This window comes from Rhodoferax sp., assembly GCF_030646845.1.
Lineage (GTDB): Bacteria > Pseudomonadota > Gammaproteobacteria > Burkholderiales > Burkholderiaceae_C > Rhodoferax.
The window spans coordinates 1-18,566 of the sequence record NZ_JAUSLE010000076.1 but is presented as its reverse complement, the minus strand read 5'-3'; the positions used below and the strand labels follow the sequence as shown (position 1 = coordinate 18,566).

19 protein-coding genes and 1 riboswitch are annotated in these 18,566 nt (G+C 57.6%); of the genes, 6 read left to right on the top strand and 13 right to left on the bottom strand.

The window, feature by feature from the left end; genetic code table 11:
- Window positions 1–39: 39 nt before the first annotated feature.
- Complete coding sequence (locus Q7T10_RS18785; RefSeq protein WP_304751263.1) at window positions 40–609, bottom strand: XrtA/PEP-CTERM system exopolysaccharide export protein; 570 nt, start codon at window positions 607–609, stop codon at window positions 40–42.
- Between the two features lie 240 nt (window positions 610–849).
- Window positions 850–1,722 carry a ThiF family adenylyltransferase gene (locus tag Q7T10_RS18780; protein ID WP_304751135.1) on the bottom strand — a complete coding sequence of 291 codons (873 nt, stop codon included), beginning with the start codon at window positions 1,720–1,722 and terminating at the stop codon, window positions 850–852.
- Window positions 1,723–2,002: 280 nt separating this feature from the next.
- Here Q7T10_RS18780 and pepA point away from each other — a divergent pair, with 280 nt between their 5' ends.
- Entirely contained in the window at window positions 2,003–2,818 is an 816-nt protein-coding gene (gene pepA / locus Q7T10_RS18775; protein ID WP_304751133.1) for a flocculation-associated PEP-CTERM protein PepA, read from the top strand.
- 340 nt (window positions 2,819–3,158) lie between these two features.
- Here pepA and Q7T10_RS18770 read toward each other — a convergent pair whose 3' ends face one another.
- The 4 genes from Q7T10_RS18770 to Q7T10_RS18755 are packed head-to-tail and all read right to left on the bottom strand — an operon-like array spanning window position 3,159 to window position 7,342.
- Entirely contained in the window at window positions 3,159–4,433 is a 1,275-nt protein-coding gene (locus tag Q7T10_RS18770) for a hypothetical protein (protein ID WP_304751131.1), read from the bottom strand.
- Between the two features lie 4 nt (window positions 4,434–4,437).
- Window positions 4,438–5,202 carry an outer membrane lipoprotein-sorting protein gene (locus tag Q7T10_RS18765; RefSeq protein WP_370653798.1) on the bottom strand — a complete coding sequence of 255 codons (765 nt, stop codon included), beginning with the start codon at window positions 5,200–5,202 and terminating at the stop codon, window positions 4,438–4,440.
- A 20-nt stretch (window positions 5,203–5,222) separates the two neighbouring features.
- Window positions 5,223–6,620, bottom strand: a complete 1,398-nt coding sequence (locus Q7T10_RS18760) for an ABC transporter permease (protein ID WP_304751130.1) — start codon at window positions 6,618–6,620, stop codon at window positions 5,223–5,225.
- A complete protein-coding gene (locus Q7T10_RS18755) occupies window positions 6,617–7,342 on the bottom strand; it encodes an ABC transporter ATP-binding protein (protein ID WP_304751259.1) in 726 nt (241 codons plus the stop codon). Before Q7T10_RS18755 ends, Q7T10_RS18760 begins: the two co-directional genes overlap by 4 nt.
- A gap of 172 nt (window positions 7,343–7,514) precedes the next feature.
- Between Q7T10_RS18755 and Q7T10_RS18750 the strand changes: the two genes are divergently transcribed.
- Window positions 7,515–7,985 carry a low molecular weight protein-tyrosine-phosphatase gene (locus tag Q7T10_RS18750; RefSeq protein ID WP_304751128.1) on the top strand — a complete coding sequence of 157 codons (471 nt, stop codon included), beginning with the start codon at window positions 7,515–7,517 and terminating at the stop codon, window positions 7,983–7,985.
- Between the two features lie 6 nt (window positions 7,986–7,991).
- On the opposite strand, the gene Q7T10_RS18745 is transcribed toward Q7T10_RS18750, so the two are convergent.
- From Q7T10_RS18745 to Q7T10_RS18720, 6 genes are all read right to left on the bottom strand, one after another.
- Window positions 7,992–8,999: an NAD-dependent epimerase gene (locus Q7T10_RS18745; RefSeq protein ID WP_304751126.1), complete on the bottom strand. Its 1,008-nt coding sequence runs from the start codon at window positions 8,997–8,999 to the stop codon at window positions 7,992–7,994.
- 37 nt (window positions 9,000–9,036) lie between these two features.
- The gene (locus Q7T10_RS18740) at window positions 9,037–9,402 is read right to left on the bottom strand and encodes a PilZ domain-containing protein (protein WP_304751124.1); all 366 of its coding nucleotides are present in this window, start codon (window positions 9,400–9,402) and stop codon (window positions 9,037–9,039) included.
- 255 nt (window positions 9,403–9,657) lie between these two features.
- Complete coding sequence (gene metF / locus Q7T10_RS18735) at window positions 9,658–10,497, bottom strand: methylenetetrahydrofolate reductase [NAD(P)H] (RefSeq protein WP_304751122.1); 840 nt, start codon at window positions 10,495–10,497, stop codon at window positions 9,658–9,660.
- A gap of 13 nt (window positions 10,498–10,510) precedes the next feature.
- Entirely contained in the window at window positions 10,511–11,341 is an 831-nt protein-coding gene (locus tag Q7T10_RS18730; protein WP_304751120.1) for a TlyA family RNA methyltransferase, read from the bottom strand.
- Window positions 11,341–12,912: an adenosylhomocysteinase gene (gene ahcY, locus Q7T10_RS18725; protein WP_304751118.1), complete on the bottom strand. Its 1,572-nt coding sequence runs from the start codon at window positions 12,910–12,912 to the stop codon at window positions 11,341–11,343. The genes Q7T10_RS18730 and ahcY overlap by 1 nt, the downstream gene beginning before the upstream one ends.
- A 78-nt stretch (window positions 12,913–12,990) precedes the next feature.
- Window positions 12,991–13,087, bottom strand: a riboswitch (S-adenosyl-L-homocysteine riboswitch).
- A gap of 42 nt (window positions 13,088–13,129) precedes the next feature.
- A complete protein-coding gene (locus Q7T10_RS18720; RefSeq protein ID WP_304751117.1) occupies window positions 13,130–13,480 on the bottom strand; it encodes a DUF1161 domain-containing protein in 351 nt (116 codons plus the stop codon).
- 117 nt (window positions 13,481–13,597) lie between these two features.
- Here Q7T10_RS18720 and Q7T10_RS18715 point away from each other — a divergent pair, with 117 nt between their 5' ends.
- Window positions 13,598–14,074 carry a hypothetical protein gene (locus Q7T10_RS18715; RefSeq protein ID WP_304751116.1) on the top strand — a complete coding sequence of 159 codons (477 nt, stop codon included), beginning with the start codon at window positions 13,598–13,600 and terminating at the stop codon, window positions 14,072–14,074.
- A 7-nt stretch (window positions 14,075–14,081) separates the two neighbouring features.
- Entirely contained in the window at window positions 14,082–14,336 is a 255-nt protein-coding gene (locus Q7T10_RS18710) for a hypothetical protein (RefSeq protein WP_304751114.1), read from the top strand.
- A 16-nt stretch (window positions 14,337–14,352) separates the two neighbouring features.
- Here the strand turns inward: Q7T10_RS18710 and Q7T10_RS18705 are convergent, their stop codons facing one another.
- Window positions 14,353–15,879, bottom strand: coding sequence for a Fic family protein (locus Q7T10_RS18705; RefSeq protein ID WP_304751113.1), 1,527 nt, complete (start codon window positions 15,877–15,879; stop codon window positions 14,353–14,355).
- 245 nt (window positions 15,880–16,124) lie between these two features.
- Between Q7T10_RS18705 and Q7T10_RS18700 the strand changes: the two genes are divergently transcribed.
- Window positions 16,125–17,765, top strand: a complete 1,641-nt coding sequence (locus tag Q7T10_RS18700; protein WP_304751111.1) for a peptide chain release factor 3 — start codon at window positions 16,125–16,127, stop codon at window positions 17,763–17,765.
- A gap of 12 nt (window positions 17,766–17,777) precedes the next feature.
- On the top strand, window positions 17,778–18,566 hold a 789-nt coding region (locus Q7T10_RS18695; protein ID WP_304751110.1), incomplete at its 3' end, for an HAD-IIB family hydrolase.

Genomic DNA, 18,566 nt, shown 5'->3' with positions numbered 1-18,566 from the left:
TCATCAGGCAATGCCGCACATAAAGAGAGGATGTCAATCTCAAAACCAACCCTGCGGGATGATGAGGACGTCACCCGGCTTCATTTCCACATTGGCAGATATGTCGCCCCGCTTGATGAGGTCCTTGAGCCGAACAGAATACCGCTTGTCGCCCTCTGAAGCACGTGTGATCGAAGCGCCATTACCGTCGGCGAAGTCGGTCAAACCACCCACAGCAATCATCACGTCCAATATGGTCATCTTCTGTTTGTAGGGCAAGGCCTGCGGCTTGGCTGCCTCGCCAATGACCCGTATCTGCTCACTGTAGGGGCCAACAAAGCTGGTGACAATAACCGTTACAACTGGGTCGCGGACCAGTTTGCTCAGGGCCTTTTCGACGTCACGAGCTATCTCAACTGAAGTTTTACCTTGGGCAACCAGCTCATCCACAAGTGGCGTTGACACCTTGCCATCTGGACGAACCGGAACTGACATGGAAAGCTCGGGGTTACGCCAGACAATAATATTAAGCGAGTCACCAGCGCCGACAACATAGTTGTACCCGGGGGTAGCTGCGACAACCGGCGCAGCGGGGTACGTGGACGAAAAGCCAGCACAAGCGGACACCAAGCTAACCAGCAAACCAAGCGCGACCCAACGGGACGCGGTTTTAGCAGTGATAAAAAGACTTTTCAAAGCATATCCCCTAAATAAGTTGCCGACTATCGTTTTATACCGCGTTTGAATATAGCGCATTTGCTGCAACGACCCGCAAGAAAATCGCCCCTAGTCCAAGCTCTTGTTTGTTACAACGTTACTATTTCACACTAACTCCAGAATCCACTGGGATTTGACCATTGCGACTCAAGCTCAAGTGCCTGTGCGTCCGCGGAGCACGGGCCGAATGAATTTCAGCAGCAATTGCTGCAACGGATTGGAATTGCCAAACGGGCGCCAAGTGAATTTAAGCTTTTGATGATACGCGTCAAAGTGCATACCCCACGGAGCTGCCTTCATTGAGCCACGCCCGAGCAAGAGCTTCAAGACGGACGTGCCCATCACGCCAGCACACAGGTCGCAAGCCATGATGGTTGAGGGCCCCCTCTTTTCTTGGAAATTGACCGCCTCGGGAGCAACCAGGTAATCGCGCTGAACCATTGCCGGCGACAGTCCAGCGATGAAACGGGCGTATTGCTCCTGTGACTCGCGCCCGTCAACCTTGAAGTAATCTTCAAAGCTCATACCATCCGGACGAAAGTAGAGCAAAGCAGTTCCCATGCCGAGCGGCGCCGCAGTCAGTGCAGGTATGCCCTTTTCCCGGCACTTTGCGAACACCATCCGACGCGCTGGTAGCGCAAAAAAATCCAGTCCATCGACATACACATCGACATCACGCAAGAATTCATCGACGTTGTCGGGGTTGACGCCTTGAGGAAAAAGCCTGATATCCAGCTCCGGATTGACATCGCGCGCAAGGCGCGCCACCGTATCAATTTTTGCTTGCCCCATGAACGACATGAATGCACCGGCCTGACGGTTCAGGTTATGCACGTCGAAATCGTCGAAGTCGGCAATGTTGAAATGGCTAATCCCGAGCCGGGTGAGTGTCAACAAATGCGCGCCGCCCACCCCCCCCAGCCCAGCAATGGCAATCCGCGAACCTCGAAGCTTCAACTGTTCAACCTGGGTCACCCAGCCAATGTTACGGGAATAGGCTCGTTCGTAGTCAAAAACTGTGCTCATCTAGGCGCCCCAGGAAGTTCGTGCGGATTGTGCACGCATTACACCGCGCCACGAGCCGCCAACCAAGAAGCATGCGCCACCGTCGGTGTGAAAAATTCCCATGATCTTCATTTCAATCTGTCAGCTTCTTTTACAGTGCTTTTTGGCACTTTTGCCATTGACCCCATAAGCTATTGATTTTAAATAAGAAAAAATTTCTGGCACGCTATCTGCTTATATTTTTTTGTCAGAGTAAGTTCTTAAAGCACTTAGTCACTATCAACCTGTAAGGAGTATTGAAATGAAAAAGAAATTACTGGCCTTGGCCGCAGTCGCTGTCTTAGGGTCTTTGGCAACTGGAGCCTCGGCATCCGTGTTGTCCTACCCGTTCCCGGACTTCACAGTCAGTGAGGGTAGCGTGCCCGGCGCCTTATCCAACACCGTTCTGGCTGACAAAATCAATGGCGGCTACGCTGAATGGACTACGGTTACCGCTGGCGGCAACTTCATCTCCTCTGCCTATGCCAATTTTGGTTCGTTCTTCAGCAACCAAGGCACGACCAACGTGCCCTCACAACTGAACGGTATTGGCACTAATACATACAACCTGTACGCGGTGTTCCAATCGACTGGGCAGGTGATCAGTAGCACCCTTTTCCAGGGCATAAGTGGTACGTTCAGCCTGTACATGGATCCCAATCAAAACACTACAAAAACGCTGACCGGCAGCGGTGTAGCCGCCACGCTGGGCAATAACGCCGACGACTACCTGCTTGCCAGTTCTACCCTTTTGTCCTATGGGCTTGGCACGATCATCTCGCCGACAGCGTTTGAATTCCAGTTCAATCCCTTCACGCTGACCTCGACTGATCAGGACGCAGGCTCCGCCGGCGTTCAAAGCGGCACAAGCTATTTCACCGCGCCCAACCCGTTCTATCTGGTCGTTCAGACTGATGGCAATGTGATTGGCTTGGGTGGCACGCCCGGCGAATACCAGAATGTAACTGGCGCTATCAATGTCAGCTTCAATGTTCCAGAGCCAGGCAGCTTGGCTTTGTTGGGTCTTGGGCTCGCTGGTCTGGGGTTCATCCAGCGCCGTCGGAATTTGGTGAAATAAAAACTGTCGATTCTTCTTACAGTTCAAAAAAGCCCACTTCGGTGGGTTTTTTGTTTTCCTGTTTCTCTTCAAGTATTGCAGGCCGCGAAGCAGACTCTGCCGCGCCGCCATGGCCCAGACTTGGCTTTACACACGGGCGAAGCAGACAAGGTTGCCACGTAAGTACCAAGTGGATTCACTTGACACGCGTTTCGGATTCCCCAGCAAACCACCTGATGCTAACCTCAGGGCGGTCCAGCCTGAACAAGGTTTAGGTTTGGCAAGGCTTGCACAGCAGCTCAGAACGTCAGTAACGATGTGAATGAACAACGCAGACAAAAGCGCTGCCATGGCCGGTAGCTCAGAAGTAATAGGTTCCAAGCACTTGGACAACGCGGCGATCAGGCAAGATGCCGAACTCGGTGGTCGGGCTGCCGATGTTTTGCTGCAGCTGAAAGGTCAAATCAAAACTCGGCCAGTGGTGGCGCAACTCAAGCCAGGCCAGCCGACTGTGATCGTCAGCGTTCTGCCGAAGGTACGCCGTCAAATCCAGATCTTTGAACCCCAGGCTCTTTTGTGTCACGTAGATCAAGTAAGCCTGTCGGGGCGCCAACTCCTGTAGCCGCAAGGCTTCACGCAGGTATGCCAACTGGATCGCAGGCGTCGCACCCAGAGCGGCCCAGTTGGACCGATCCAACCCAAAACCGTTGTATTGGTATTCCGCCGTCACTGACAACTTGCTCAACGTGGTGTAGGTCACACCACCAACAAAGCGATTGCGGGTTGTTGCAGTGTTTGGCAAAGCCAGCGCGCGGCTCAGCAGGTCGGGCTCGCTGCCATGTGACCACTCCAGGTGAGCCACGGCCGCATCTGACAGCAAGGCTGTGAGATTCGCACCCAGCGTTGGCGACAGGCCATCTTCCTTGTAGGCCAGCACCTGGCCGCTGATGCTTTGCGAAAATTGGTTGCTGAGTGCGACCAACGCACGATCACGGTTGTTGGTTGAACCGAGGTCGAGGCTCCAGCCATCGGCATTGGGGCGGTCTTCCAATTTGGGTGAATAGGCAACCGACAGCGAGCCACCGGACCACAGGCGCTGTCCGCGCAGCATGACCGTTCCGAGGCGATTTTCGCGGATGGCAAAAGGATTGGCGGAGGTCAGGGTGCGCAGGGAGCCATCACGAAAAAAATCCGTCGGGTTGTAGCCGTAACCGGGCCCATAGCGCAGGTTGATGCGTCCAAACTCTAAAACCGTATTGCCCCCCTCTGGCTGCCAGCTCAAATAGGCTTCGCGGAGGCTATTGACCGTCGCGTCAGCGCCGACGTCCGCCGGATAGACATGATCCAGGCGATCAGAAATAACGGCTCGCAATCCAGGAGCAATGCGAGCGGTATGTGAGAAATCAAGCGACGCGCGCCCGAGGTCGCGACTGCCGGGTTGAAAGCGCCGACTGGCGTTGCCAATCATGCCTTCGAAGAAAAGCTTGGTGTCCCCAGTTCCTTCGGAGGCCGCCTCGGGGGCGCTCTCAAGCAGCAGGGCATCTGTCTCCGCATCGGCGGCAAGAGCCGGCACCGCCTGGCTCAAGGCGGCCGCAAGTAAGGTGCTTAGAACTGTGCGGGGGGTGAAAGAGCGCATGGGCTTAATCTGGTTGGAAGCGCGGCAGGTAATCCCGCTGCAGCCATGTATCGGGAATCACGCGCGCCTTGTAGTCTGAAAAGCGCATGAGCGTGACTGATTGGGGATTCAGACCGTCAATAATCACAGTCTCGGTCGGACGCTCTGCGCCCAACTGCGCCTGAAAGCGGCGATAGTAGGCGGTCTTGAGCAGGCGCGACGATTCGGCGAAGAATCGCGACTTGAGGGGCCGATTGTTTTCGACGTCGATCCACATCTCAATGCTTGCGTAGGTGACGTCAGGAGTCACCGCAGTCAGAGCAAGCTTGTGGGCCTTGCGTGTGTGGCGTTCACCGTCCTGGATGTCCTCGTCGCCGACCAGCGTCGCTTTGTAATCTTTAGCGAAATTCACGGTCGCCACGTCGCCATTGGACGCCTGCCCCAGCAGCCGCTGTTGCGGTGACAAGCGCACGCTGGCCTTGGCTACGGGATCGTAGAACCACATGTCATTGCCGTTCTTAAGCATCAGCTTGCCGGCGTCGCGCGCTGGCAAGACGAAACGGATCAGGCTTGCGAACTGTCCGCTTTGCTCCTGTTTACGGGCGTAACTGACCAGCGTGCTGGTATCGATCTGCTTGCCCGCCTGATACTCCGTCAGCGTGACGGTGACACTGAAGGGTCGCCCTGGGTTGCGAATGGTATCACTGGCGGCGAGGATCTCGTCTGCGCTTGGCGCGGACCATGCCCAACCAGGTGCAAGCATGAACAACAGGAAAAATAGTGATTTCATGATTGAGGAACCTCTTTTTTTCAAGCATGGCGCAGGGCGTCGACCACGTCCAGTCGCGCGGCCCGATAGGCCGGCCACCAGGCAGACAGGATGGCAATGCAGATTAGACCCAAACTTGTGCCGAGAATCATGCGGCTTTCACCCCACACCGTGATGGTCAATGGCAGCGGATCAACATTGCCGGGTGGCAACCAGGACAGACCCGTCTGATTGACAACCGCCGACAACACCAGGGCCAGCACAACGCCAAGCACGGTCCCGCAAAAACCAATCAGCGCGCCCTCGGTTACGAACAGTCGCCGAATGCCTGCCCGCCGCAATCCGATGGCACGCAGGGTTCCGATTTCAACAGTGCGCTCAACAACGGCGGTATTCATGGTGTTGCTGACGGTAAACAGAACGATGGCCCCAATCAGCACAAAAACGAATCCGAATATGGTGTCGAACATCCGTATGGTCTGTACATAGAAAGGATTCAGGGTCCGGAAGTCCTGCACGACCAGCGGCTGGCTGGAAGAAAATTTGGCCAGTATCGGCGCCAGGCGCTCCAGCACCACGGGAATTTGATCGGAGTGGCGCAACTGCAGCATGATCGACGTCACCTTGGGCGACGACTTGCCATAGATCAGCCTTTGTATTTGCGACAGATGCATCATCACGTAGACCTCATCAAGCTCCTTGATGCCCTGCTCTTCGGCGCGAATCACCTCCAGTGAGGTGACGTTCGGTGCACCCCGGGCGTTCCCCACCAGCACTTCAATTCTGCGTGAACGGGCCAGGTCGTCGCCGGACACAGCGGGGGTCTCCTGGAGGCTGAGTTGGGCGATATCGTCGGGGGTCGCCTTGCCGTCGGGTATTGTTTCCTTTTCCGGCTTGGGACAGCGGGTGATCTTGAGCGCGTCGCAGAGCTGCAGCACCCGGGCAACGCCAGTCCCGACAATCGCAGCATCGGCTGGCGCCCCCTCAAGCGCAAACACGCGGGACGTGGTCCGCAGATTGAAGTCGTTCCAACGCCGCATGCGGTTGATGTCTTCGGCCACGAACCCGTTACCGATGATGGTGCGCGACACGCCGGCCACGTAATTGCCTGCAATGCCGCCAAATTGCATGGTCGGCGACGCGACCAGCACCATGTCGCGCAATACCTGATCGTGCTGTATGGCGGTCAGTATCTTCGCGTAATCGGAAATGCCGTAGGCAGTCGGGTTGCCGCTGCCATATAGATAAAAGTCCCGATGCTGAATTTGCAGATGACCACCAGCTTGCACGTGATGGGTGTGCATCATGTAGTTGATGTTGGCGCTGAACCCCCCGAACAAGAGTATCGACGTCGCGCCGATCGCCATTGCCAGTAAGGTGGCAAGTGAGCGACGACGATTGCGAAGAAGGTTGCGTATTGCCAGGGACAAGGTCATCATGGCGATGGCTCCTGACCTTTGCGGCGAATGCCCTGAATCGCTCCATCCTTCAGGAAGATCGTATCGTCTGCGGCATTGATCACATCAGGATCATGCGACGAGAAGATAAACGACACCTCATAACGCTCCACCATCTGGCGCATCAGGGCCAGAATGGAAGCCCCGGTCTCGCTGTCCAGATTCGCTGTCGGTTCATCCGCGATGACCAACTTGGGCTTGCAGGCCAAGGCGCGGGCAATGGCCACCCGTTGTCGCTGGCCGCCCGACAATTGCCCGGGAAGATTTTTTGCCCGGTCACCCAAGCCCACGGCGTCCAGCAGCTTGGGCACCCGCTCACCTCGTTTTTTCGCAGATGCACCCGCCAGCAGCAAAGGGTATTCGATATTTTCGTAGGCGCTCAAGACCGGCAGCAGATTGAAGTTCTGAAAAATGAACCCAATGTTTTTCGCGCGGAAATCCGACAGAGCGTCGTCGGTCAAGTCGCCGACCTTGCAGCCAGCCACGACCACGTCTCCTTTGTCCGGCTTGTCGATGCAGCCGATCATGTTAAGCAGGGTCGTCTTGCCACTGCCCGAGGGGCCCAGCAGCACGGTAAAACATGCGCGCCGGACGACAACATCAACCCCCTTGATAACGGGGACGTTCACTGAATCCAGGTGATAGGTTTTCTCGACCTTCGTGAGAACAGCCACTGGTCGGTGGTTTCCCGCGTTGACCGCCATTGGCTCTGTCATCTCTTGTCCCAATTGAAATAAGTTCGCTCTCTTCGCGAATTATTACCGCATTCGAGGTCATGAGCTCTACCGGAAACAACTTTGGGTACCATCTTGCAAAGCGTAACCCACAAGTGAGCCTTATGCGAAACACAAGAACGAGCTCTCTGAAACTCCTCCAATGACGAAACTCTTGATAGTCTGCATGGCCAACATCTGCCGTTCGCCGATGGCGCAGACAGTGACATTGCACCTGGCGGAGCAAGCCGGCCGTGCAGGAAGCATCCGGGTTGATGCGGCTGGGACCCATGCCAGCCCTCGCAAGGAACCACCCGACCCAAGGGTCAAAACAGTTCTGTCTGCTCGCGGATATGCCATTGGCAAGCGCAGATCGCGCCGGGTCATCGAACAGGACTTCAGTCAGTACGACCTGATCCTGGCGATGGACCAGTCCAACCTGAACGATCTGATGCGCCTATGCCCGGCCGACCACAGGCACAAACTCCGGCTGTTTCTCGAATTCGCCCAAGGGGTCGATGTCAGCGACGTTCCTGACCCTTATTACGGCAACATTGAGGGTTTCGAACGCGTGCTGGACCTGTGCGAAGCCGGCGCGCGCGGCCTGGTCGAACATTGCCAGACTGCACTGTGATAGGTTTTACATCTTGTAGTAATCGCGGTACCACGCCACAAAGCGGCCAATACCCTGCTCAATGGAGGTGCCGGGGACAAAACCGACCCATTCGTTCAACGCATCGGTGTTGGCATAGGTGGCAGGCACATCACCATCTTGCAGAGGCAACAGGTTCTTTTCAGCTTTCTTGCCCAGCGCATCTTCAATACACGCAATGAAATCGAGCAGGGGCACCGGGTTGTTGTTGCCAATGTTGAATACCCTGTAAGGCGCATTGCTGGTGGCGGGGTCCGCCAAAACGGCGTCATAGGATGGGTTGGAGACCGCGACGCGGTCCAACACGCGAATGACACCTTCAACGATGTCGTCCACGAAAGTGAAGTCGCGTTGCATCTGCCCATAGTTGAAGACATCAATGGGCCGCCCATCCAGAATAGCCTTGGTAAACAGGAACAGCGCCATGTCAGGCCGACCCCAGGGACCGTAGACGGTGAAAAAGCGAAGACCGGTGGTGGGCAGACGATACAGATGACTGTAGGTATGGGCCATCAGCTCGTTGGCTTTCTTGGTGGCGGCATACAGGCTGACCGGGTGATCCACGCTGTCGTGTTCGGAAAACGGCATCTTGGTGTTGCCACCGTAGACACTGGAGCTTGACGCGTAAACCAGGTGCTGCACCTGGGCGTGACGGCACCCTTCCAGAATATTCGTAAAACCGACGACGTTGCTGTCTATATACGCGTGGGGGTTCTGCAGCGAATAGCGCACGCCCGCTTGAGCGGCAAGATGAATGACCCGGTCAAATTTCTCGGCGGTAAAAAGTTGGGCCATGCCCTCCCGATCGGCCACGTCCATTTTGACGAAGCGGAAATTCGCGTGGGACGTCAGCCGTTTCAGGCGATTCTCTTTCAGGGTGACGTCGTAATAGTCGTTGAGGTTGTCCAGACCCACCACCTCGTCCCCGCGCGCCAGCAAGCGCAGAGCGGTGGTCATTCCAATGAAGCCGGCCGCCCCAGTAATTAGTATTTTCATAGCCCGATGTTCGATACCCAGTTAATTCGGGCTGATCTTAATGTATCTGTCTGGCAGCCAGAGACCTTGAGTTGACATCGACAATTTCAGCAGCGTCGGAAAAAAAGGAACTCAGGAGTTTGGTGGCCATGCCCAACACGCCGTCGTAACAGCCCACCCGAACCACCTCACCCTCGCAGACCAGCTTTAATTTCTCACCTCGAATATGGACCTCGACCGTGAAGTTCACGCGAGAACCTGGCTCATGCGCCACCTCGGTCTCAAAATAAATGCCTGTTGCACTGATGTTGCGGGTCACCCCCTGTACGCCGCCCATGTCGACCGGCAATTCCGTAATGAATCGGTCAGCGCCCCGCGCATATTTCAAAGGGAGAGTATTGTTTTGTGGTTTTTTGTGCTTCATGCTTCAACATCATCAGCAACCACTGCCGGCGGAAATTATGTGTCCGGCTCAAAACTGGCTGGTCAAGCATTAACCTGACCAGCCTGATAAGCATGAACTATGCCGAAACAAGACCACACTCAGTCAATCACGACAAATCAAGCACTTATGTCATTTCCTGGCAGCTGCAGGAGCCCTGGCCGGTTGATGTTGTAAGTTAATCCGACACTTCGGCCCAACCATCGCACCAATCGAATCAACTGTCGCGTCTTGCCGTCACAAAGCAAGCTTTCTACAGATCTCCAGCGTCGCCATGCTCTGGTTCATGCTGTAAAAATGCAAGCCCGGCGCACCGCCCGCGCGAAGTTGTTCACACAGATCCGTGACCACATCCAGACCAAAGGCCTTGATGGACGCCACATCGTCCCCGAAACTTTGCAGGCGCAGGCGAATCCAGCGCGGGATCTCGGCGCCGCAGGCATCGCTGAATCGCATGAGCTGATTTGAACTGGTGATGGGCATGATGCCAGGCACCACGGGAATGGTCAGGCCCAGCGCGTCCACCTCTTCCACAAACCGGAAGTAGGCGTCAGCGTTGTAAAAATACTGGGTGATGGCGGCGTTGGCGCCGGCGTTGACCTTGGCGGCAAAGGCCTGCAAGTCGCTCGCCGGCGATTTGGCCTGCGGATGCACTTCCGGGTAGGCGGCCACCTCGATGTGAAAGTCGTCGCCGGTTTCCGCCCGGATGAACGCCACCAGGTCACTGGCGTATTGAAACTCGCCACCGGCACCATAGCCGCTGGGCAGGTCGCCGCGCAAGGCCACCAGCCGCTTCACGCCCATGGCCTTGAGCGTAGCCAGTTGCTCGCGCACGGTGGTGCGGGTGGCGCCGATGCAGGAAAAATGCGAGGCGGCGCTGACGCCCTCGGCCAGGATGTCGCGCACGGTGTTGAAAGTGCCTTCCTGCGTGGAGCCGCCCGCGCCAAAGGTGACTGAGCAGAACTCGGGCTTCAGGGCATAGAGCTGCTGGCGCACCAGCCGCAGCTTCTCAACACCCTCTGGAGTCTTGGGTGGAAAGAACTCAAAACTCAGGGGGAATCGGGAGGTCTCTTGCATGGCTGGCTCGGTCTCAGGAAACGGGCGCGCCAGGCTTGCGGGCGCAAATGAAAAACTCGCGATTGCCGTCACCGCCTTCAATCGGCGAGTCGAACCACGCGGTCACCGTCAGACCGAGCGCGGCACAGGCATCGCGCAGGCGCTGCTCAACCAGCGCATACATCGACTCATCCCGCACGATGCCACCCTTGCCGACCTGGCCGGGCTGCAACTCGAACTGGGGTTTGACAAGCGTCAGCAGGGTGCCGCCGCCTTTGAGCAGAGGCACCACCGCGGGCAGCACCAGGGTTTGCGAAATGAAGGACAGGTCAGCAACGATCAGGTCAAACTCGGGTACGAATTCTGATGCTTCGGCCCCATCGTCTTCATGGTCAAATTGGCCATCAGCCCCCGTACTATCTGCGTAAGCAGCTATTAAATCAATAGCACTCAAGGAGCGGGCGTTGACTTTTTCAACGCACAGCACACGCGGGTCTTCGCGCAGGCGCGGATGCAGCTGGGCACTGCCCACATCCACCCCCACCACCGAGGCCGCACCGTGCTGCAACAGGCAGTCGGTAAAGCCGCCGGTGGACTGGCCGACATCCAAGCAGGCCAGACCGGCAACGGACAGGCCCACTTGTTTCAACGCGGCTTCGAGCTTCAGGCCGCCGCGGGACACGTAGCGGGCTTCGGCGTCGTCCAGCAGCTGGATCGGGGCATCGTCCGGCACTTCATCGCCATTCTTGGTGATGGTCTTCCATTCGTTGCCCTTGCGCCATTGCACGCCACCCGCAATCAGGCGCTGGGCCTGGGAGCGGGTGCTGGCCAGACCGCGGGCCACCAGGAGCTGATCGATGCGCATCAATAGCGGTAGGTGTTGGCCTTGTACGGGCCGGCTTTGTCCACACCGATGTAGGCGGCCTGCTCGTCTGTCAGTACGGTCAGCATGGCGCCGACCTTGCCCAGGTGCAAACGCGCCACTTTCTCATCGAGGTGCTTGGGCAAGACATACACCTTGCCGGATTTGTACTCCTTGGGCTTGGTGAACAGTTCGATCTGGGCGATCGTCTGGTTGGCGAAACTGGAAGACATCACGAAGCTGGGGTGGCCTGTGCCGCAACCCAGATTCACCAGACGGCCCTTGGCCAGCAGGATGATGCGTTTGGACGGGGTCTTGCCTTTGGCCGGGAAGATGACATGGTCCACCTGCGGCTTGATCTCTTCCCACTTGCATTTAGACAGCGAGGCGACGTCGATTTCATTGTCAAAGTGACCAATGTTGCAGACGATGGCCTGGTCTTTCATGGCCGCCATGTGCTTGTAGGTGATGACGTTCTTGTTGCCGGTGCAGGAGACGAAAATATCGCACTTGTCGGCGGCGTATTCCATGGTCACGACCTTGTAACCTTCCATCGCGGCTTGCAGCGCATTGATCGGGTCCACTTCGGTCACCCACACCTGGGCGCTCAGGGCACGCAGCGCCTGGGCCGAGCCCTTGCCGACATCGCCGTAGCCGGCGACGCAAGCCACTTTGCCGGCAATCATCACGTCGGTGGCGCGCTTGATCGCATCCACCAGGGATTCGCGGCAGCCGTACAGGTTGTCGAACTTGCTCTTGGTCACCGAGTCGTTGACGTTGATGGCGCGCAAGGCCAACTCGCCACGGGCGGCCATTTCATTCAAGCGCAGCACGCCGGTGGTGGTTTCTTCCGTCACGCCGATGATGTTTTTCAGGCGGCGGCTGTACCAGGTCGGGTCCAGCTTGAGCTTGGCCTTGATGGCGTTGAACAGGCAGATCTCTTCTTCGCTGCCGGGCTTGGCCAGCACCTTGATGTCTTTCTCGGCCTTGGCACCCAGGTGCATCAGCAAGGTGGCGTCGCCACCGTCGTCCAGAATCATGTTCGGGCCCTCAAGCGCGGTGCCCTTTTTGCCGCCGAATTCAAAGATGCGGTGGGTGTAGTCCCAGTAGTCGGTCAGGGTCTCGCCCTTGTAGGCAAACACCGGGGTACCCGCTTCCACCAGGGCCGCCGCAGCATGGTCCTGGGTGGAGAAAATATTGCACGAGGCCCAGCGCACTTCAGCCCCCAGCGCCTGCAGGGTTTCGACCAGCACGCCGGTCTGAATCGTCATGTGCAGCGAGCCGGTGATGCGCGCGCCCTTCAAAGGCTGCGACTTGGCGAACTCTTCGCGAATCGCCATCAGGCCAGGCATTTCGGTCTGGGCAATGTTCAATTCTTTGCGGCCCCAGGCGGCCAAGCCCAGGTCGGCTACAACAAAGTCTTCGACTTTGGCGACAACTTTAGCAACGGCCTTGACGGCGGCTTTGGCCGGGGCTTTAACGGGAGCCTTAACCAGGGCCTTGACGGGTGCCTTGGCTTGGGCCTTGGCTAAGGATTTAACTTGGGATTTGACGGGTTTCAATACGGCGCTCATGCTTAACTCCAAAAAATGATTTTGAAAAATCACCACTTGCGCAGGAGAAGCTTCCAAGAAAGACTCACCTCACAAAGCAGTGGGTGAGCGCGGTTGATGCGGTGAATGGCGGGGTGCCAACTCACGCGGTCCGAGCCTCGTTCACTGTGCGTGAACTGCAACGCTCCTCGGAAATGCAGCATTATACGGATTGGCCGGAAAACACACGTCGCCGCACCTACTTCCTCTTGCAATCCGGTCCGAAGAAACCGTCCTTGCACTCGGTCAACATTTTTTCTTCGCTTTGACCCCGGTCGGAGCTGCGGCTGTTGGAATTGGCGGCTGTACCCCTGGAAAGGAGGACGGTTGAACTGCTGCTGGCATAAACGATCTCTTTCTTGCCCAGGTCGCATGTGCCAACAACCTTGGCCGTGCCCGCGCTTCCTGGGTCGACAACGTCGAGTGTGAAGTTCGTCACACCGGCAGCCTTGATCTTCGATTCAATCTGGGACGCCAGTATGTCGCAGGTGACGGCGTGGCTTGAAACGCAAGCGCTTAAAAGCGAGGCAAGAGCCAGGACCAATTTCATTTTTTATTCCCAAGTGACGTGTTTTTTGGCGGCAGTTCGGGTAGCCCCATTCGTGGCCAAGCCTAACATCTTCAACTCTGTAAAAGCGATGCGGGGCACGCCGCTTAAAATCTACCCATGGTCACCGTTACGGGAAACACCTCTTTGACCGGCGATTTGAAGTTCTTTGTGGACAATCGCATCAAGACGCGAGGCGCCAGCACCACCAGCGAACCTATGCGCGATCTGACCGACTCGCGCCCTTTTTTGGATTTTTATCTTGTCATTTCTCGCCGAAACCCGCCGTCGCCGCACCTTTGCCATCATTTCCCACCCCTAGACGTGGATCAAAAGCGCGCGGTGCACCTTGCTTTTGACCATGACAAGCTAATGCGGGTGACCCGCAGCTTTGCACGAGATCACGAGCTTGCCTTGCCGGAAGGGTATGACAAGTCGCGACAGGTCGGCCAAATCACACTTTACGAGCAGGAGCAGTCACGGCAAACGGGTCTCACCAAAAAGGACCATATCCGCGAGGTCACCGAAGCCTGGCAGCAGAGCGATGACCCCAGATCCTTCGTTCAGGCTTTGGCCGAGCGCGGCTACACGCGGTGATAACGGCATGCCATCGCTGGCGCATCTTGTAGACAGCCACAGCAGCGAAATTAAAAGCCCCAGGCTGGGAGAGGAGTTTGAAAAGGCGAAGCACAAGCAACATGCTTATTTGCCGGACGTTCTTACCGCCTTCAAAAAGGCCGCCGGGGCAGACCGGCAACAGGCAAGTTCAGAGGAATCCGGACGCAATGAGCCGGACAATAAAACCAGCGACCGTGACGTTTCACCCGGTCCTGATCCAACGCGCGACCGGGAGCGGTGAAGCTGACAAAAGGCGCTTAACCGTTGGACTGCCCCACGAGTTGGCCTAAGAACTGGGAGAAGGGAACAATGTTGCCTTCGGCACTGGCCTTTTCCAGCGCAGCCATGTAGTCGTTGCGCCGGTCTACCGGGACGACAGTCCATGGGTATCCGCCTGATGCAAACATCACGTTCATCAAAAATCGTCCCATGCGTCCGTTGCCGTCGATATAGGGATGGATATAGACGAAGATGAAATGCCCCATGACCACGCGAACGGCTGGCTCGGCTTCGTTCTGGAGCAAATCAAAGAATGCGGGCATGAGTTCGCGTACCGCTTCACGGTTCGGGGGAACGTGCAGCGAGCGGCGAATGTAGACCGGGCCGCTGCGATAACCGGCAAGGTCGGCAGGTTTAAGAATACCGGCAGTGATACTCGGTCCGAATAGTTCTCGATACCAGGCCCCGTGATCGGCTTCCGCCACTTTCCCTGCGTTCTCGTTGCTCAAAACCCGGTCAACGCTTTGCTTCACGCGCTGGAAAGCCTGCCAGTACCCACGGGCTGCGAGAGCGTCCCGCTGATTGCGATCCGCCTCCACGGCGTCGGGATTCCAGTCACCTGAACGCACCCGCTGAATCAGTTCGGCGCTGACCCGGTAGCCCTCAATAGACAGCGAGTTGTAGGCGTCAAGAACATAGACATCATCAACATGCTGAAGATACGCCGCCTTGTCGGGTGGCATTTTCGGCGGGGCTGGAAAATTTGCAAGCACATCCTCCCGCATTTTTTGCCATGTCATCGTGACCCGGTTTACGTAGGGAGAGGTTTCGCGCAGGCTGAGCGCCACGTGCGGGATACCTTTGAAGGGGTCGGCTTCGGTTATGGTGTAGCCCGCTGCCCGCATCGTTTCCACGATGTTGTCCGCTATGGTGACTCTGCCAATATTGCGAAAGGCTCCGGCCAGTCTTCCGGCAATGGTGCTATGCCCTCCCTCTAGCAAGCGGCCCAGCACTTCAGAGGCATCCGTAATTGCGGCTAGAGCAGCGCGCATGACAATGGGTTGCGCGGTGAAATGCGTCGGCGAGGTAGCGATGAGGCCCGCAGGCAGGTTGTAAATGCGCAAGCCGCTGTTGATTTCGACATCCGGCACGGGTGGCAACTCCAGGCGGACATCGAATATCGAGGTCCCGTGGGGCAGGGACAAAGGCTTGTTACCGCCTTTCGGGGAGCGGACCTGTACCTGTCTGGGCACCGTCCAGTCGCCGGTAAAAAGAGTCAGGGATTGCTCAGGGCTAAGGCACCAGTCCTCACCAAAGCGTTCATTGAGATAGTCGGCGCAAAATGCCCAGAAAGACGTGTACCAAGCGGTGCTTTCGCCGGGGGTTTCGTCGGGGCGGGTCGGGATGTACCAGCCTTTTACGACTTCTCGGAGGAACCCGTTTTTGAGCAGCCGCTCCCTGTGGGTGCGGGTCAAGTGGTTGGTTCGAATGGCCACAACCTCCTGATCCTGCAATGTTTTCAGGACTCCGAGGGATGCGGCGAGGTTTTCTGATGGCGTTGCCATGGTGCTCTCTGCTTGTACTTTTTAGGTTATCGAGTATTGCAGTTTTTAGGTTATCGAGTCAAGTAGTATTTAGGTTATCGAGTTGTTCAATATTTAGGTTATCCAGTAGTACTGTTTTTAGGTTATCATGTTGGGAAGCAGCGAAAGGCACAGTTACGGTACGCAGCCGGTTACCGCAAGGCGGTTCAGGTGGCATGCTCATAGCCTGCGTACATACTCGCGTACATAATTGAAAAATTGACGGCATGCAGCACCTATCATTCCTTGAAGAAACAAAGCGGAGACGCACTTTTGCTATCATCTCCCACCCCGACGCGGGTAAAACCACGCTGACCGAAAAGCTCTTGCTGTTCTCGGGCGCGATCCAGATCGCAGGCAGCGTCAAGGCACGCAAAGCGACCCGCCATGCCACCAGCGACTGGATGGAAATCGAGAAGCAGCGCGGCATTTCGGTGGCCTCATCCGTCATGCAGATGCTGTACCGAGACCACGTCATCAACCTGCTTGACACCCCCGGCCACAAGGACTTCTCGGAAGACACCTACCGCGTGCTGACTGCCGTGGACTCGGCGCTGATGGTGATTGACGCCGCCACCGGCGTGGAAGCACAAACCCGGCGCCTGATTGAAGTCTGCCGCCAGCGCAACACGCCCATCATCACTTTTGTCAACAAGATGGACCGCGAAGTGCGCGAACCGCTGGACATCATGGACGAGATCGAGCGCGAACTCGGCATGCCCTGCGTGCCCATGACCTGGCCGGTCGGCCAAGGCAAGACCTTTGGCGGCATCATCAACCTGCGCACGCAGGCCATGACGGTATTTGAGCCCGGCAGCGACCGCGGTCCGAAGGACTTCACCACCATCCCCATGAGCGATCAAGCCACACTGCTGAAGCGCTTTGGCCACGAATTCGAAACAGCGTTTGAGAGCATGGAACTGGCCACCGGCGCGTCACCCACCTGGGACCACGAGGCCTTTCTGGCGGGCAAGCAAACCCCGGTGTTTTTTGGCTCGGGCGTGAACAACTTTGGCGTGATGGAAGTGCTGGACGCGCTGGTGGACCTGGCGCCCTCGCCCCAGTCCCGCACCAGTTCCTTCGTTGTCAACAAGCAGCCGGTGCTCAGGGAAGTGCAGCCGGAAGACGAATTCTTCTCCGGCGTGGTGTTCAAGGTGCAGGCCAATATGGACGCCAACCACCGCGACCGCATCGCCTTTGTGCGCATGGCCTCGGGCAAGTACACGCCGGGCATGAAGCTCAAGGTGATGCGCACCGGCAAGGAGCTGCGCCCGACCAGCGTGGTGACCTTCATGAGCCAGCGCCGCGAGGCGGTGGAAGAAGCCTATGCCGGCGACATCGTCGGCTTTACCACCCACGGTGGCGTGCAGCTGGGCGACACCATCACCGACGGCAGCGTCAACCTGCAGTTCACCGGCCTGCCCTTCTTTGCGCCCGAACTGTTCATGACCGTGGTGTTGCGCAACCCCTTGCGCACCAAGCAATTGCAGCAAGGCTTGGCGCAGCTGGGGGAAGAAGGCGCGATTCAGGTGTTCCGGCCTGAGGTCGGCGGCAACATGCTGCTCGGTGCCATTGGTCAGCTGCAGTTTGAAGTGGTGCAGCACCGCCTCAAAGGCGAATACGACGCCGACATCCGGCTGGAAAGCAGCCAGTACACCGGCGCGCGCTGGATCACTGCCGACACCCCGGCCGAGCTCAAGACCTTTTGCGAGGCCTACCCCATGCGCATGGCGCGGGACGCCGCCAACACCCTGGCCTACCTGTGCACTTCGCCCTATGACGTGCGACTGGCGCAGGAGCGCTTTCCGAAAATCCACTTTCATCCGCTGCGCGAGCATGCCGGGCTGGCACTGCAAAGCGCAGGCTGATCGTTTTTCGACATGCTGGAGCTGGCTGATTGGCCGCTGGCAGACCGCCGCCAGCTCATTGGCGTCTTCACCGACATCGACGACACGCTGACGACCGAGGGCGCGATTACGCCCGACGCTTTGCAGGCGCTGGGTGACCTCAAGGCCGCGGGCCTGCACGTGATTCCCATCACCGGGCGTCCGATTGGCTGGAGCGAACCGTTGGCGCGGGGCGACGCCACCCGGGGGCTTTTGCCCTGGCCGGTCGACGCCATCGTGGCCGAAACCGGTGCGGCCGCCTTTGCCTGCCAGAATTTATATGAAATTGGCCTCCAGCCACCGTCCCTCCTGCGCAAGCAGCTATCAAAACTATATCAACAGGACGCCGCCACGCGCGCCGCCAATTACAGCCGGATGCAGGAAGTGGCGCGTCAGGTGCTGCGCGAGGTGCCCGGCGCCCAACTCTCGCAAGACTCGGCCGGCCGCGAAACCGACATCGCCATCGACCACAGTGAGTTCACGCACCTGGGCCCGGAACACATCGCCCAGGCGGTCCGGATCATGCAAAGCGCCGGCATGACGGCCTCGGTCAGCAGCATTCACATCAACGGCTGGTTTGGCGCCCACAACAAACTTGTCGGGGCGCGCTGGATCGTGCGCGAGCTGTTCGGGCGCGAGCTGGATGCCGAGCTGAACCAGTGGGCTTTTGTCGGCGACTCCCCCAATGACCAGGTGATGTTCGAGCATTTTCCGCACAGCGTGGGCGTGGCCAATATCCAGCGCTTTGAGGCCCAGCTGACGCACCAGCCGCGCTACATTGCC